General features: G+C 35.9%; 15 protein-coding genes and 1 other RNA gene. 9 read left to right on the plus strand and 7 right to left on the minus strand.

From position 1 onward, the window contains the following. Positions 1-17 precede the first annotated feature (17 nt). From ACEN25_RS03145 to ACEN25_RS03160, 4 genes are all read left to right on the plus strand, one after another. Positions 18-1034, plus strand: a complete 1017-nt coding sequence (locus ACEN25_RS03145; protein WP_441801613.1) for a DHH family phosphoesterase — start codon at positions 18-20, stop codon at positions 1032-1034. Then, entirely contained in the window at positions 1027-1581 is a 555-nt protein-coding gene (gene gldI, locus ACEN25_RS03150; protein ID WP_441801614.1) for a gliding motility-associated peptidyl-prolyl isomerase GldI, read from the plus strand. The genes ACEN25_RS03145 and gldI overlap by 8 nt, the downstream gene beginning before the upstream one ends. A 2-nt stretch (positions 1582-1583) precedes the next feature. Beyond that, a complete protein-coding gene (locus ACEN25_RS03155) occupies positions 1584-2759 on the plus strand; it encodes a peptidylprolyl isomerase (RefSeq protein ID WP_441801615.1) in 1176 nt (391 codons plus the stop codon). 201 nt (positions 2760-2960) lie between these two features. After that, positions 2961-3461, plus strand: coding sequence for a DUF4168 domain-containing protein (locus ACEN25_RS03160; protein WP_441801616.1), 501 nt, complete (start codon positions 2961-2963; stop codon positions 3459-3461). A 76-nt stretch (positions 3462-3537) separates the two neighbouring features. On the opposite strand, the gene ACEN25_RS03165 is transcribed toward ACEN25_RS03160, so the two are convergent. Next, positions 3538-5001 carry an aminoacyl-histidine dipeptidase gene (locus ACEN25_RS03165; RefSeq protein WP_441801617.1) on the minus strand — a complete coding sequence of 488 codons (1464 nt, stop codon included), beginning with the start codon at positions 4999-5001 and terminating at the stop codon, positions 3538-3540. 134 nt (positions 5002-5135) lie between these two features. Here ACEN25_RS03165 and ACEN25_RS03170 point away from each other — a divergent pair, with 134 nt between their 5' ends. Continuing rightward, positions 5136-5420 carry a 4a-hydroxytetrahydrobiopterin dehydratase gene (locus ACEN25_RS03170; RefSeq protein ID WP_441801708.1) on the plus strand — a complete coding sequence of 95 codons (285 nt, stop codon included), beginning with the start codon at positions 5136-5138 and terminating at the stop codon, positions 5418-5420. 100 nt (positions 5421-5520) lie between these two features. Then, on the plus strand, positions 5521-6252 hold the full coding sequence (locus tag ACEN25_RS03175) for a YebC/PmpR family DNA-binding transcriptional regulator (protein WP_441801618.1): 732 nt from the start codon (positions 5521-5523) through the stop codon (positions 6250-6252). 140 nt (positions 6253-6392) lie between these two features. On the opposite strand, the gene rny is transcribed toward ACEN25_RS03175, so the two are convergent. From rny to ACEN25_RS03195, 4 genes are all read right to left on the minus strand, one after another. Beyond that, positions 6393-7961: a ribonuclease Y gene (gene rny / locus ACEN25_RS03180; RefSeq protein ID WP_441801619.1), complete on the minus strand. Its 1569-nt coding sequence runs from the start codon at positions 7959-7961 to the stop codon at positions 6393-6395. 48 nt (positions 7962-8009) lie between these two features. Further along, a non-coding RNA gene (gene ssrS / locus ACEN25_RS03185) (6S RNA) lies at positions 8010-8117 on the minus strand. 51 nt (positions 8118-8168) lie between these two features. Next, positions 8169-8459, minus strand: coding sequence for a cell division protein ZapA (locus tag ACEN25_RS03190; protein ID WP_441801620.1), 291 nt, complete (start codon positions 8457-8459; stop codon positions 8169-8171). 8 nt (positions 8460-8467) lie between these two features. Then, positions 8468-8758 (minus strand): hypothetical protein, encoded by a 291-nt coding sequence (locus tag ACEN25_RS03195; RefSeq protein ID WP_028375185.1) that lies wholly within the window; start codon positions 8756-8758, stop codon positions 8468-8470. 283 nt (positions 8759-9041) lie between these two features. Here ACEN25_RS03195 and ACEN25_RS03200 point away from each other — a divergent pair, with 283 nt between their 5' ends. Together ACEN25_RS03200 and ACEN25_RS03205 are read left to right on the plus strand one after the other, a co-directional pair. Further along, positions 9042-10733, plus strand: coding sequence for a M23 family metallopeptidase (locus ACEN25_RS03200; protein WP_441801621.1), 1692 nt, complete (start codon positions 9042-9044; stop codon positions 10731-10733). A gap of 5 nt (positions 10734-10738) precedes the next feature. Continuing rightward, the gene (locus tag ACEN25_RS03205; RefSeq protein ID WP_441801622.1) at positions 10739-13195 is read left to right on the plus strand and encodes a TonB-dependent receptor; all 2457 of its coding nucleotides are present in this window, start codon (positions 10739-10741) and stop codon (positions 13193-13195) included. Here the strand turns inward: ACEN25_RS03205 and ACEN25_RS03210 are convergent, their stop codons facing one another. Beyond that, a complete protein-coding gene (locus ACEN25_RS03210) occupies positions 13196-14341 on the minus strand; it encodes a cysteine desulfurase family protein (RefSeq protein WP_441801623.1) in 1146 nt (381 codons plus the stop codon). It abuts the gene before it with no gap. Between the two features lie 105 nt (positions 14342-14446). Between ACEN25_RS03210 and ACEN25_RS03215 the strand changes: the two genes are divergently transcribed. Next, entirely contained in the window at positions 14447-15409 is a 963-nt protein-coding gene (locus ACEN25_RS03215; protein ID WP_441801624.1) for a hypothetical protein, read from the plus strand. A 12-nt stretch (positions 15410-15421) separates the two neighbouring features. On the opposite strand, the gene ACEN25_RS03220 is transcribed toward ACEN25_RS03215, so the two are convergent. Continuing rightward, entirely contained in the window at positions 15422-15964 is a 543-nt protein-coding gene (locus ACEN25_RS03220) for a Smr/MutS family protein (RefSeq protein ID WP_441801625.1), read from the minus strand. Positions 15965-15980: the final 16 nt, after the last annotated feature.

Genomic DNA, 15980 nt, shown 5'->3' on the forward strand with positions numbered 1-15980 from the left:
TCGTATATTCGCCTTCTATGAAAAATTCTGAAATATTACTTCTCAAAGATCTTTTAGCTACCCCAAAAAAAATTGTAATCATACCACATAAAAATCCAGATGGCGATGCAATGGGATCAACGCTAGGTCTTTACCAATTTCTTATAAAGAAAGGTCACAACGCAACCGTGGTAAGTCCTAACGATTATCCTAAGTTTTTAAAATGGCTGCCATTTGAGAGTACAGTAGTTAAATTTGATCTTCAGAATCAACAAGCTACCCGCTTAATTGCTGAAGCAGATTTAATTTTTACTCTAGATTTTAATTCATTATCCAGAGTAGGCGATATGGAAAATTCGTTGCGTAATGCCAGCGCTCAGTTTGTAATGATAGATCATCATCAACAACCTGATGATTATGCTGTAGTAACCTATAGTGATGTTACTGTTTGTGCTACATGCCAGATGGTTTATCACACCATAGAAATGCTTGATGGTCTAGATCTTATAGATGCTGATATTGCCACGTGTCTTTATACCGGAATTATGACCGATACCGGTTCTTTTAGATTTAGATCTACTTCTGCATTAACTCACAAAGTAATTGCCGGTTTAATAGAAAAAGGTGCTGACAATGCATTTATACATGAGCAAATTTACGATGCAAACAGTTACTCAAGAATGCAGTTACTAGGCACCGCTCTTACTAATTTACGTGTATTACCAGAATATAATGCGGCCTATATAACCTTGTCTCAGGAAGAACTTGATGAACATAATTATCAAAAAGGAGATACCGAAGGTTTTGTAAATTACGGGTTATCATTAGATTCTATCAAAATTGCTCTTATTTTCATAGAGAATAAACAGGAAGGAATAATTAAAATCTCATTGCGTTCTAAAGGAAATTTTTCAGTTAACGTGATGTCACGTTCTCATTTTCAGGGAGGTGGTCACACAAATGCAGCAGGTGGTAAAAGTGATCTTTCCTTAGCCGATACAGTTGCCTATTTTATTAGTATATTACCTCAATATAAAGAAGCGCTACATGAATAAATTCAACCTGCTCGTTGTACTATTAGTCCTTGTTTCAGCTTGTAAAACTCCAGAAGCAAGAAGACCGGTTAGTCTATCTTCCGGCTCTTATGTAGACCTGTCTATTGAGCGCAATAAAAAAATGAATAAAGCTCAGGAAGAAGCCATTAAGCTAATTATGGAAGCTAACCCGGAGCACGAGTATTTTTCTTCAGATAAAGGCTTTTGGTATTATTACAATGTAAAAGACACTACAAGTCTCATCAAACCGAAAACGGGAGATCTTGTAACGTTTAATTATGAAATAAATGCACTTGATGGTAATCTTTTAATTTCTAAGGAAGATTTAGGAGAGCAGACCTATCAGATAGAACAAAGCAATCAAGATCTTATTTCAGGTCTTAAAGACGGCTTAAAATTAATGCAGGAAGGTGATGTAGTCACATTTCTATTACCATCACATAAGGCCTTTGGATATTACGGTTTTGAAGATATAATAGGCTCTAATCTACCTATTCAAACAAAAGTTTATCTCACACAAGTAAAAAGAAATAATACTGAAAATTAATTATGAAAAAAGCATCTGTTCTTGCATTCATGATTTTATTTGCGTTTGTGTCTTGCGCAGATGATAAATACCCTGATTTAGATAATGGTCTTTATGCAGAAGTTGTAACTAACAAAGGCACCATGATCATAAACTTATTTTATAAAGAAGCGCCGGCTACAGTTGCCAATTTTGTTTCCTTAGCAGAAGGTAATAATCCGCTTGCAGATTCTATTTACAAAGGCAAACCCTTTTATGACAACCTTACCTTTCACCGCATAATGAAAGGTTTTATAATACAGGGTGGTGACCCTAAAGGTAATGGTAGTGGTGGCCCTGGCTATAAATTTCACGATGAATTTAGCCCAGAGCTAAAGCACGACACTATAGGTGTGCTTTCTATGGCAAATTCTGGCTACGGTACAAATGGTAGTCAGTTTTTTATCACAGATGCTCCTACTCCACACTTAGATGGCTACGATGCTGAAGATAATCTCAAAAATTGTAAAAATCCACAAATTGGCTGTCATACGGTTTTTGGTCAATTGGTTTCTGGTTTTGATGTTTTAAAGAAAATAACTGAAACCGAAATGCTTGACGCGCGTATTGGAAAACCAAAAAGTAAGATTACCATACAATCTGTCAAAATTATTAGAAAAGGTGCAGAAGCACGTCACTTTGAAGCACCCGAAGTTTTTACTGAAGAGATTGAGAAAAAGGCTCAAGAAAAAGAAGATGCTTTGGCTGCCAAACAAAAATTAAAAGACGACCAGAAAGCCTTATTTGAAGAATTACGTAAAAAAGCAGACACATTAGAAAGTGGTCTTGCGCTAGTCATAACCGAAAATGGTTCTGATGAAAAACCAAAACGTTCTCAAAAAGTAAAAGTCAATTACGCAGGATATTTTTCTGATGGCGAACTTTTTGACAGTAATATTCAGGCGTGTGCAGATGAGTGGGACATTCAAACACGACCCAAAGAGAATATGTATGTTCCTGTAGAAATCCCATACGGTCCCGAAGCACAAATGATTGCGGGGTTTAAAGAAGGGATTCAGCAATTAAACTATGGAGATAAAGCAACGCTGTTTATTCCCTATCATTTAGGATATGGCGAGCGCGGGTACCGTATTATACCACCGCGTACAAATCTGGTTTTTGAAGTTGAGCTTCTAGATGACCGAGAGCAAGAAGACTAAATTCTAATTTTATCATCAATTGAAGCATTATAAATGTCTGTTGTAATATCACAACAGACATTTTTTTTATTCTTTAAAGATAGTATTAACATTTGCCCAGTATTATGTTAAGCTGTTGTAAAAAATAACAATCTCTTTCTTAAAATAACGGCTATGGTATGTTTCTTTCCTAACATTAAACTTCATTTAAAAAGAAACACAATGATTACATTTAAAAAAGATATAATTGCGTTAGCACTCACGGGTGCTTTAATAGGTGGTGTAAACTTTACTGCAAGAGCGCAAGTAGCACCTAGCCAGTCAACCACGCAAACTCAATCAGAAATAACTAATGCAGAACTTACTAAGTTTGCTGATGCTTTTATAGAAGTACAAGAAGAAAACAAAGTAGCCCAACAAGAAGTGATGGGAATCATTAAAAATAATGGTTTAGAAGTAGACCGTTTTAATGAAATTCAAAAATCTAAAATGGATCCTAAAGCTACGGTAGATGCATCTAAAGAAGAATTAGAACAGCACGCAGCAGTAATTACCGAGATTAAGAGTATGCAACCAAAATTAGAATCTAAAATGTTTGCGATTATTAAGGATCACGGCCTTACTATGGAAACCTACAAAGCGGTTGCTGTAGCTCTTCAAAATGATAAAGCACTTCAACAAAAATTTCAGGAAATAATGATGAAAAGTCAAACTAAAGGCTAAATTTTCGGATAGTATAAATAAAAAAGGAGATGCTCGCGCATCTCCTTTTTTTTATAATACCATTTAATAAGTGTTATTATTTAACCGGAATATCTTTTAATATATCCTGAATAAAAATCCAAAACTTCTGAACTGAAGCTATACTTACGCGCTCATCTGGAGAGTGCGCTCCACGAATTGTAGGTCCAAAAGAAATCATATCCATATCTGGGTAGTTTTGGCCAAGAATACCACATTCTAAACCCGCATGACAAGCTGCTACGTGAGGTTCTTCGTTATTTATTTTTTTATATTTATCTACTAGTACTTTGAGAATAGGACTATCCATATTAGGTTTCCAACCGGGATACTCTCCAGAAGTCACCACTTCACAACCTATTAATTCAAAAACACTTCTAAGTGTATTAGCGAGGTCTGTACGTGACGATTCTACAGATGATCGTGTAAGACATAATACTTCAATTTGACCATCTTTAACGCTTACACGTGCCACATTATTTGAAGTTTCAACCAGGTTTTCAATATCTGGACTCATACGATATACACCATTCCAGGCAGCCTGTATCGCTTTTAAGAAGCCTTCCTGAACTCCCAGACTCATAACCTTTTTAGGCAAAGCGATCTCTTCTAATTCAACTTGTAAATTGGGCTCTAAAGTTTTGTACTCTTCTTTAAGTATTTCAGCAAATTCTGCTATATCACTTTTAAATGCTTCATTATGTATGCTGTCGATACAGAATTTTGATACACTCTCTCTGGGTATTGCATTACGCAAACCACCCCCAGTTATTTCTTCAATACGTAGACCGTAATTTTCAAAACCATCGAGCAAAAACCGATTCATAAATTTATTAGCGTTACCTAATCCCTTTATGATTTCCATTCCAGAATGACCACCCTGGAGTCCGTTTACAGTTAATTTAAAACCTGTTTTACCTTCTTCAACATCTTCTAGATTATAAGAACGGGTTGCAGTAATATCTACACCTCCAGCACATCCCACGCCTATTTCATCATCTTCTTCGGTATCCAGGTTTAATAAGATATCCCCTTTTAAAATACCTCCTTTTAATCCCATTGCTCCGGTCATACCGGTCTCTTCATCTATAGTAAATAAAGCTTCTAAAGCAGGGTGTGGTATCGCATCGCTTTCTAAAAGCGCCATTATAGTTGCAACACCCAATCCATTATCGGCTCCCAGGGTCGTACCTTCTGCTTTTACCCAATCACCTTCAACTTTCATTTTAATCCCCTGAGTGGCAAAATCAAATTCAGTTGCATTATTTTTCTGATGTACCATATCCAGATGGGATTGTAAAACAACCATCTTTCGGTCTTCGAGACCTTGAGTAGCAGGTTTTCTAATAATCACATTACCTACTTCATCTACAAAAGTTTCTAGATTCAACCCCTCGCCAAAAGCTTTCATAAAACCAATAACCCGCTCTTCTTGTTTAGAAGGTCTGGGTACAGTATTAAGGTTTGCAAAATTTTTCCATATCGCTTTGGGTTCTAGCTCTCGTATTTCCATATTTGTCATAAATTCAGTTTATACAAAGGTACAGGATATCTTTTGGTAAGTAAACAACTCGTATTCTTGTAAACGTTAATCTTGGGTTAAGCCTTATTCTGGCATTAAACCTATTATTATATTGATATTCTAAAACTAAAATGATGAAAAAACTAGAAGAAGCTGCAATACTAGAGCAATTACAAGATTTAGCTGGATGGGAATTTAAAGAAAACGCCATTCAAACGTCTTTAGAATTTGAAAACTTCAAAGAGGCATTTGCAACAATGACTCGTATTGCTTTTGAAGCAGAACTACAACAACATCACCCAGATTGGACCAATGTGTACAATACGCTAAACATAAGTCTTTCTACTCATGATGCCAATGGTGTGACAGCTAAAGATTTTAAATTAGCACATACAATTGAAGAAATAATAGGAGGTTAAAACATAAATAATTCACTTTTTTAAGGGTAATATTTAATCTAAAAAACGCACATTCTTAATGTTGAATTTTGTTAAATTTACACCCGTTAAAAAATAAACTATGGGAAGAGCATTTGAGTTTAGAAAGGCACGTAAAATGAAGCGCTGGAGCGCAATGTCAAAAGCATTTACGCGTATTGGTAAAGATATTGTGATGGCTGTTAAAGAAGGCGGCCCAGATCCTGATTCTAACTCTCGCTTACGTGCTGTTATTCAAAACGCGAAGAGCGTTAATATGCCTAAAGACAACGTAGAGCGCGCAATTAAACGTGCTAGTGATAAAAGTCTTGGTGATTTTAAAGAAGTTCTTTTTGAAGGTTATGCACCGCACGGTATCGCAATCTTAATTGAGACCGCTACAGATAATAATAACCGTACCGTAGCAAATATTAGGTCTTATTTTAATAAATGTAACGGAAACTTAGGTACTTCGGGTTCAGTTGAATTTATGTTTGATCATACCTGTAACTTTAGAATTCCTGCGGAAGGCTTAGATCCTGAAGAATTAGAATTAGAATTGATTGATTTTGGGGCAGAGGAAGTTTTTGAAGACGAAGACGGAATTTTAATTTACGGTCCTTTTGAGAGTTTTGGAGCAATTCAGAATTACTTAGAAGGAGCAGGTCACGAGATATTATCTAGTGGCTTTGAACGTATTCCTCAAGTAACTAAAGTGCTTACTCCTGAAGAGGCTGAAGATGTTGAAAAACTTCTTGAGAAAATTGAAGAAGATGAAGACGTACAAAATGTGTATCACTCTATGGATGAATCTTCAAGCAGTACGGAAGAATAATTAACATCCTTATATTTAAAAAAGCAGAAGCTAGCGCTTCTGCTTTTTTTTGCTTGAAATTCAAATTTCCTTTAAAACTTTTTAATACTAAAAAAGCCGGCAGTGCCGGCTTTCTTAGTTATTATATCTCTATGTAGTTACTACTTCGCGATATTCACCGCTCTAGTTTCTCTAATAACTGTTATTTTAACCTGACCCGGATAGGTCATATCAGTTTGTATTTTTTGAGAAATTTCAAAAGATAATGAAGATGCTTTCTCATCATTAACCTTATCACTTTCTACAATCACACGCAACTCTCTACCCGCCTGGATAGCGTATGCTTTCTTAACTCCCTGAAAACCGAATGCAATGTCCTCAAGATCTTTTAAACGTTGTATATAAGAGTCTAATACTTGTCTTCTTGCACCTGGTCTTGCACCGCTTATTGCATCACAAACCTGGACAATAGGAGCTAGTAGTGTTTTCATCTCGATCTCGTCGTGGTGAGCTCCTATAGCATTACAAACATCTGGTTTCTCTCCATATTTTTCAGCCCACTCCATCCCTAATAACGCGTGCGGTAGTTCGCTTTCTGTATCTGGCACTTTACCTATATCATGTAAAAGACCTGCACGTTTAGCAAGTTTAGGATTAATGCCTAACTCTGCTGCCATCGTTGCACAAAGTTTAGCCACTTCCCTACTGTGTTGAAGTAGATTTTGACCATAAGAAGAACGATACTTCATACGACCTACAGCTTTAATAAGTTCTGGGTGCAAGCCGTGAATTCCTAAATCTATAACAGTACGCTTCCCTATATCAACAATTTCCTGCTCGATTTGCTTAGTTGTCTTTTGAACAACTTCTTCAATACGAGCAGGGTGAATTCTTCCGTCAGTTACCAGTTTATGTAATGACAGACGCGCAATCTCTCTACGTACACTATCAAAACAAGATAAAATAATAGCTTCGGGTGTATCATCTACTATAATCTCAACACCTGTAGCAGCCTCTATAGCTCTAATGTTTCGACCTTCACGACCTATAATTCTACCTTTTACATCATCACTTTCAAGATTAAATACAGAAACACAATTTTCTACTGCTTCTTCTGTACCTATACGCTGAATGGTATTAATAATAACTTTCTTAGCATCTTGCTCAGCGGTAAGTTTTGCTTCTTCCATAGCGGTTTGTATGTACGCCATAGCATCACTTTTTGCCTGATCTTTTAAAGACTCAACCAATTGTTGCCTTGCCTCCTCTGCAGAGAGCCCGGAAATTACTTCGAGTTGTTGCACTTTATTAAAATGCATTTTATCAATCTCTATCTGGCGTTTTTCAACATATTCTAAACGCTCATCATAGTCTTTAACTTTCTCTTCAATTTCTTTATTAAGCTTTTTGTTTTTAGCTATTTCGCTACTTACCTGCGATTCTTTATCACGGGTACGTTTCTCAGCTTCATTAATTTTCTTGTCTCTAGAAAGAATAACTTTCTCGTGTTCTGATTTAAGCTCAATAAATTTTTCTTTTGCCTGAAGAATTTTATCTTTTTTGATTGATTCTCCCTCGCTTTTTGCTTCTTTAATAATATTAGCGGCTTCTTTTTTTGCATTGCTTACGATTTGCGATGCGTTATTCTTTTCTAGCAATTTTGCCAGTAAAAATCCCAGTGTGCCAGCGATTAAGATGACGCCTACGATTATAAGTACAGTATTTCCCATTTAGTTAGTGTATATATAAAAAAAGCCTACATTGATCGGGTTTTGCGTAAACTCCTTAAATAAATCATAGGACTAACGAGCTGATCAAGAATCCGTTCTAAGACGGCGCGCTTTTACAACTCAGACTCATCCTTTTTAAAGAATATAGTGTTGAGTTTACCAAAAAAAATAACCAATGTAGGCAGTAAATTTCTATTTTAAAGAACGTTAGGACAACTGGCTTTTAACCAGTAACTCAAGGTCTCGCAGTTGTTGTATCGCTTCGGTACTCTCACCACTTCCCTCAATATCCCTTTGTATTGTTTTAGACGCAAACTGCAAAGCGCACATCGCTAATACATCTTGCTTATCTCTAACGGCATAACTTTGCTCAAATTTCTTAATCATTTCCTCAATCTCTTTCGCTGCTTTACGCAATCCTTCTTCCTGCTGAGGTTTTATAGTTAGCGGATATAGCCGGTCTGCAATAGACAATTTTATTTTTAAATGATCAGACATATCCTAAACTAATCTGCTAATTGAGCAATACACGCATCAATCTCACGCATCATAGTATTTATTTTTAGCTTGGTTTCCCGTTTGTATTCGTTACTGCCCAGCATTGCATTTGCAGTTTTAAGTGTACTGTATTTAGCTTCCCAATTACTTAGTAAAGTTACCAGCTCTTCCTGCTCTTGCTTCAAATTATGATTTGCGGTCTGTAAGACCTCGTTTTCACGTTGAAGTTTCTGATAACGATGCACTAGTTTGCTAATTACATTTTGCAACGCATCTATACGCTCCAACATTTCACTCATAACCTTATTTTAACAATGCTTAGTCACACAAAGTTAACATTCGATGGTTAATATCGCAATACATTCTATTTTATTTTTAAACAAGTCATTGTAATGCTACAATAATTTAATCTTAACCACATTAACTATCAAAGAGTTCTGAAAATATTTAGTATTTAAATTTTAAGCGAAGCTTTTTATAATATTTTCAATTTAAAAAAGACATATTACATTAAAAAATAATCAAGTTCTTGGCTCCCTACAAATGTGCGATGATTACCATTTTTTTTATCTTAGCGATTCTATGAAAAAACTACTAATTACTCTTTTTACAAGTTGTACTTTTCTTGTAAACGGCCAATCAGATATTCCTAAAAAAGATTTTATACCACCGTTGCGTATCACCACCGTTCTTGCAGGTACTTTTGGTGAGCTGCGTAGTAATCACTTTCATAGTGGGCTTGATATTAAAACACAACAGCGTACCGGTCTTGATGTCGTGGCCAGCGCTTCGGGTTATGTGAGTCGTATCAAAATTTCGCATTATGGGTATGGTAAGGCGCTCTATATAGACCACCCTAATGGCTATACAACCGTTTATGGTCATCTTGATAAATTCTCTCCTGATTTAGAGGCATATGTAAAAGCAAAACAATATGAAGCCGAAAGCTACGAGATTGAACTTTTTCCGGCTCCAAATGAATTAGCTGTCACACAAGGCCAATTAGTCGCTTACAGTGGAAACACTGGTGGTAGCGGCGGCCCTCACGTTCATTTTGAAATACGGGATAAAAATGAACGCCCTATGAATGTCCAACTTTTTGGAATAGAAGTTTCAGACCATCGAGCTCCCATTATAAACGACCTGCTTGTGTATACACTCTCAGACAGTAGCGCTGTAAATCAATCGCAAGCACGTCAAAAACTAACCATTACAAAGCAACCTGATGGAACATTTTTAAGTGAAAAGATTACAGCTTATGGTGCTATAGGTTTTGCTGTAGGAACGGTTGATATGCAGGATGCTGCTAATAACAATAATGGTATCTACAAAATTGAAACCAGTTTAAATGGTGAATTATTATTAAATCTGGAAATGGATAAATTTTCGTTTGCAGAAACCCGCTACATTAACCGAATGATTGATTACTCCTATTTTGAAGAGAAACGGGATCGGGTTCAAAAATTATTTATAGAGCGTAACAATCCGCTGAGCATTTTTAAGTATGAAAAAAATAAAGGTATACTTCAACTTAATCAAGACGGCACCAGCGGAATTTATACTATAAAAGTATCGGATATTAAGGGTAATGAAACTGTAGTTGTCGTACCTATAACTATTGCTAAAGAACCGATATTATCACCAACTGTAAAAAAAGTCACTCCGTATTTTGTACAGGCAGATGCAAATCAAAGCTTCAAGGTAGGTGATTGGGATTTGTTTATTCCTGAAGGTTCGTTTTATGATGATTATTATTTAGATGTTTCTGCAAATACAGACGCACTGCATCTTGATCAGGATTTAATACCGGTTCAGAAATATATTAAATTGAGTTATGATGTTTCTGCATTTCTGCCCGGTGATCGAGAACGATTATATATAGGCAGCGTTAATTACAGAGGGCTATTGCGTTATGAAGGAGCTACCTTAGAAGGTGACCACATTTCTGCAAGTGTAAATGCGCTAGGCGATTTTAAACTGGGATTAGACGCTAAACCTCCTAAAATTGAAGCTATAGACCTAACAGATGGTAAATGGATTTCAGATTATAAAACACTAAATTTTAAAATAACTGACGAGGATACTGGTATAAAGAGTTACAGAGCTACTATTAATGGTAACTTTATATTGCTTGAATATGAGTATAAGAAGAACTTACTAACCTATAATTTTGATGATGGTATAAGTGTTTCCGGAGAAAACCAACTTCAGCTTATTGTAACCGATAATGTAGGAAATAGTACTACATTTAAGACCACATTCTTTAGAAAATAGAGCTTTTGAAAATACTTTCTTTTATTATAGTGCTTGTTATCCTGGGTAATTTTTCGGTCTTAAATGCCCAAAGTGCCGCACTAAACGGGATTGTATTTGATGAATTTAATAAACCTTTATCGGGTGTAAATATTAGTAGCGGTAATCTGGGTACACAAACAGATGAGACCGGTTTTTATTATTTAGAAATACCGGCAAATTCTATAGTAGAAATTAAGTTTTCGTATGTGGGATTTAAAACTACCACTGCTTCATTCTCACTTAAACCTGACGAAATCCTTGAGTTTAACCCTGTTTTAAGTACGCGTATTCAACAAATAAATACGGTTATAATTTCTGCAGATAATCAGAATCGCATAGAAGGTATCGTGAATTTAGATTCCGAAACTGTTAGAAAAATCCCGGGAGCAAATCCCGGAGTAGAAAATTTACTCAAGATTCTACCGGGAGTTAGCGCCAATAATGAACTGAGCACTCAATATGCTGTACGCGGTGGTAATTATGACGAAAATCTAATTTATATTAATGATATTGAAGTCTACAGACCATTTCTTATACGCTCTGGCCAGCAAGAAGGTTTGAGTATAGTAAATAGTGATCTTGTGCGCGATGTAAGTTTTAGTGCCGGAGGGTTTCAGGCTAAGTATGGTGATAAACTTTCTTCTGTACTAGATATAACCTACAGACGGCCAGTAGAATTTGCGGCTTCGGCAGATTTAAGCTTATTAGGTGTTAGTCTTTCTGCTGAAGGACTAAGTAAAACTAAGAAATTTACAGCCTTAGTAGGTGCGCGATACAGAGACAATAGTTTACTGGTAGATGCTAAGCAGACTGAAACCAATTACAAACCAAAATTTACAGATCTTCAAAGCAACCTTATCTATACGTTTAACCCTAAGTTTGAACTAGCCTTTTTGGGAAATCTAGCTGTAAACCGTTATGATTATAAACCCTTTACGAGACAAACTAATTTTGGCACCTTAGCAAATCCTATTGCCTTAATTATAGATTATGAAGGGCAGGAATCTGACCGGTATGAGACGTATTTTGGAGCCCTTACTGCAACTTATAAACCCACTGAAAATTTAAATTTAAAGATTATAAGTGCTGCTTATCATACGAAAGAACAAGAATATTACGACATTTTTGCCCAGTATGCATTAGGAAGTCCGAACTCTAATATTGGCGGAAACGATACCGGTGAAGTTGATTTTACTGAAGCCATAGGGTCTCAACTTACCCATGCTCGTAATAACCTTGATGCTTTAATTGTTAATATTCAGCATAAGGGACAGTTTTCAAAAGGTACAAATCAATTAGACTGGGGATTAAAATTTGCTCACGAATCTATTCGCGATCGGGTTCAGGAGTATGAAATCGTAGATTCTGCCGGATTTTCTTTACGACCGCCTTTAGATCGTATTCAAAACCAGCAACCCTATATACCCTTTGATGCACCATTAGAAGCATTTACGAATGTTCGCGCTCAAAATGAAGTTCAAATTAATCGTGTTTCTGCCTTTCTACAATACAGTAAACGTTTAGAACTAAATATCATAAAAGCCTGGTATAATTTAGGTTTACGCTCTCAAGTGTGGAATGTTAGCGGTACAAATCTTACTTCAAATACCCAACACGTAATTAGCCCAAGAGCACAATTTAGCGTTAAACCAAACTGGAGTGCCGATATGGTTTTTAGAATTGCCTCGGGTATTTATTACCAACCCCCATTTTATAGAGAATTGCGAAATGCTCAGGGTACAGTACTACCTAATGTAAAAGCACAAAAAAGTATTCATTTTGTAGCCGCAAATGACTGGAGCTTTGAGCTGTGGGAACGGCCATTTAAATTAATCAGCGAAGTGTATTATAAAGAATTATCTAACGTAAATTCCTATACCTTAGAGAATGTTAGAATACGTTATAAGGCAGCAAATGATGCAAAAGCATATGCATATGGAGTTGATTTTAGACTTTCTGGTGAGTTAGTACCGGGTACAGACAGCTGGGTTAGTCTTGGTATTTTAAAAACTGAAGAAAACATAAATAATAGAGGTTATAAAGCAAGACCTACAGACCAACGTTTAAAATTAGGGGTCTTGTTTCAAGATTATGTACCTACAATACCAGATTTAAAATTGTATATAAATATGGTATATCAAAGCGGGCTGCCTGGTGGTTCTCCTTCCTATGTTGATACCTATGATTACCAGACACGTTTGCCTTTTTATTTTAGATCAGATGTAGGGTTTGCATACTCGATACTAACTCGAGAATCATTAAAATCTGAAAAATCTATAGTTGAAGAGTTAAATATTGGACTTGAAATCTTCAATATTTTTGATCGCCAAAACAGCATCACCAATACATTTGTGCGTGATGCCGCATCTCAACAACAATATGCTGTCCCTAATTATCTTTCGCCCAGAGTGTTTAACATACGGCTTAGCGCTCGCTTTTAATTAAGCAATAAACTGTTTTAACGTCTCAATTACATAATCAACTTCTTCTTTAGTATTCTCGTGTGAAAATGAAAACCGAATAGAAGGCTTATCTAATTTATCTTTAGATAAAAATGCATTTAAAACGTGACTCCCCTGATCGCTTCCACTTTGACAGGCACTTCCTTTTGAACACGCAATACCCTTTAAATCGAGTTGAAATAAAAGCATTAAAGCTTTATCAGCAGGAACGGGTAAACACACATTTAGCAAGGTATATGTGCTTTTTGTTCCGTCGTGACAATTTCCATTAAAATGAACTCCCGGTATGTGCGCCTCTAATTGTTCTTTAAAATACCATTTAATGTTTTCTATATGTTTCCGCTCTGCGATAAGATTTGATTGCGCTAGAATAAGTGCTTCCTCCATACCTGCGATATTATGCACAGGTTCAGTTCCTGCACGACTACCGCGCTCCTGCCCTCCTCCAAAAATAAGCGGCCTAATTTTGCTGTTTTTACGTAAATAAGCAAAACCCACACCCTTGGGTCCGTGAAACTTATGCGCTGCAGCAGCTATAAAATCTACCGGAACCTCACTAAGATTAATATCAAAATGTCCCACAGACTGCACCATATCACTATGAAAGAGTGCGCTGTATTTTTTAGCAAGCGCACAAACAGCATTTAAGTCGAGCATATTGCCTATCTCATTATTAATATGCATCAGACTTATAAGCGTTTTTTCAGAATTTGAAGCTAATAACTCTTCAAGATGACTTAAATCTATGCTTCCGCAGTCTTTAATAGCCACCATAGATATTTTTATATCATATGCTAATTGTAAATGTTTTACTACGTGTAAAACTGCGTGGTGCTCTATAGGACTTGTGATGATATGCCTCACCTCTAAATCCCGAACAGCACTATTTATGATCAGATTATCTGCCTCTGTACCACCTGATGTAAAAATAATTTCGGCAGGAGTAACATTTAAATAGCCGGCGATGGTTTTACGCGCCTGTTCAATTACTGTTTTAGCTTTACGGCCAACTGCATGAGTTGAAGAAGGATTTCCTGGTATCTCACTCATAACCTGAATCATGCGCGTAATTACTTCGGGACGTATAGCTGTTGTGGCAGCATTATCAAAATAAACTTGAGTCATTCGTATGTTTTAGAGCCTGCAAAATTAACCACAATAAAATTATTTACCACCTACAACCGTTAGTAATGTGCAATTCTCCTATTTTTGCGCTAAAGTGATTTTATTATGAAGAAGTACCTATTTTTAGTATGCTCTGTTTTATTTTTTGAATCTTGTGATGACGGAGATCTTATTGTTACTTCATTTGATTTTACAGATTTAGCTATTAATTATTGTAGTACAGTTACTCTAGATAACAATGATACCACTATTACAAATTATATTTTTTACAAAATAAATAGCGACACTAACGAGTCTTTAGCATTTACATTAAGTACAAGTGACCCCATTTTAGAAGCTCCCAACAGCAGTGGGGCTTACACATATAATTTGGGTAGCAGTGCAGATTCTTTTATTTCCTATCGAATTTACAATGGAGACGTTGATGCAGACTATTTTTGCTCTAAAATACCGCCTGCCACCCCTACAGTTAACGAACAATATATAAGTGATGAAGGAACGCTTACAATAGTAACACAGGGAGATTATAATGATCGTGATGGCATAGATGCCGAATTTGAAATACTTTTAGAAGATGCAGAAGGCAATCTTACTGAAGATCTTGACGGTGATGGAATTCCTAATATTTACGACTTTGATGATGATGGTGATAATGTGCCTACAAATCAGGAGGGTGTCGTTTTCAATACAGATGGATCTATAAATTATGAAGCCTCTTTAGACACCGATGGTGATGGAAGACCTAATTTTATAGATAATGATGATGATGGTGATGGAGTTCTTACGATAAATGAAGATAAAGATCAAGATCTAAACCCAAACAATGACACTACAGATATTTCTATAGGTCAGGATTATTTAAATAATAATGTAGCTGTAGATTATAGCGTGAATACTTATAGAACTCACACTTATTATTTAGAGACTATTACACTAACTATAAATATTACTAACGCTGTTTTTATTAAAGATAACGGTGAGGAAACTATACGTCAACAAAATTTATTCTTTGGAGAGTATAGTGCTCCCAATCAAACCATAACAATAACTCCCGCTTTCCCTAATTAAAATAAAGCATCTTTAATTCTGAAAAATATAAACCTCGGTTGCACCTAAACCGTATTGTTGGTAATTAGCATCGTAATACTTAATGTTATCATATCTTGAAAGAAGATATTCAAGCTCTGCACGTAACACCCCCTCACCCACACCGTGTATAAAAACGATACGTTGAATACGTTTTCTTATGGCAAACTCTAATTTATGTCTTGCCGTATCTATTTGTAGATTGAGTTTATCGTGAGCACTAAGCCCACGTTCTGAAGATGTAAGTTGATGTATATGCAAATCAACTTCCATAGGAGGAACAACCCCTTTTAATTTTTTAGTAGGAATTTTCTTGTTTTGATATACTTTTTCTTTCTCAGTCAATAGTAAATCTATGTCTTCCGGGATAGCAACATCAAAAGCCTCATCCTTAATAACCTGAGATCTGTTCGCTGAAAGTTCAAAACCATCATCTGTACTGAAATAAATCTCATCAGCCACTATTTTTGTAATAACGCCAGATAAATTATCATCTATAAGGGAAATACGTTGTCCTACCTGTAAATTTATTTTCATAAAACCGTTGAAAAGC

This window comes from Leeuwenhoekiella sp. W20_SRS_FM14 (assembly GCF_052119605.1).
Taxonomy (GTDB): Bacteria; Bacteroidota; Bacteroidia; order Flavobacteriales; family Flavobacteriaceae; genus Leeuwenhoekiella.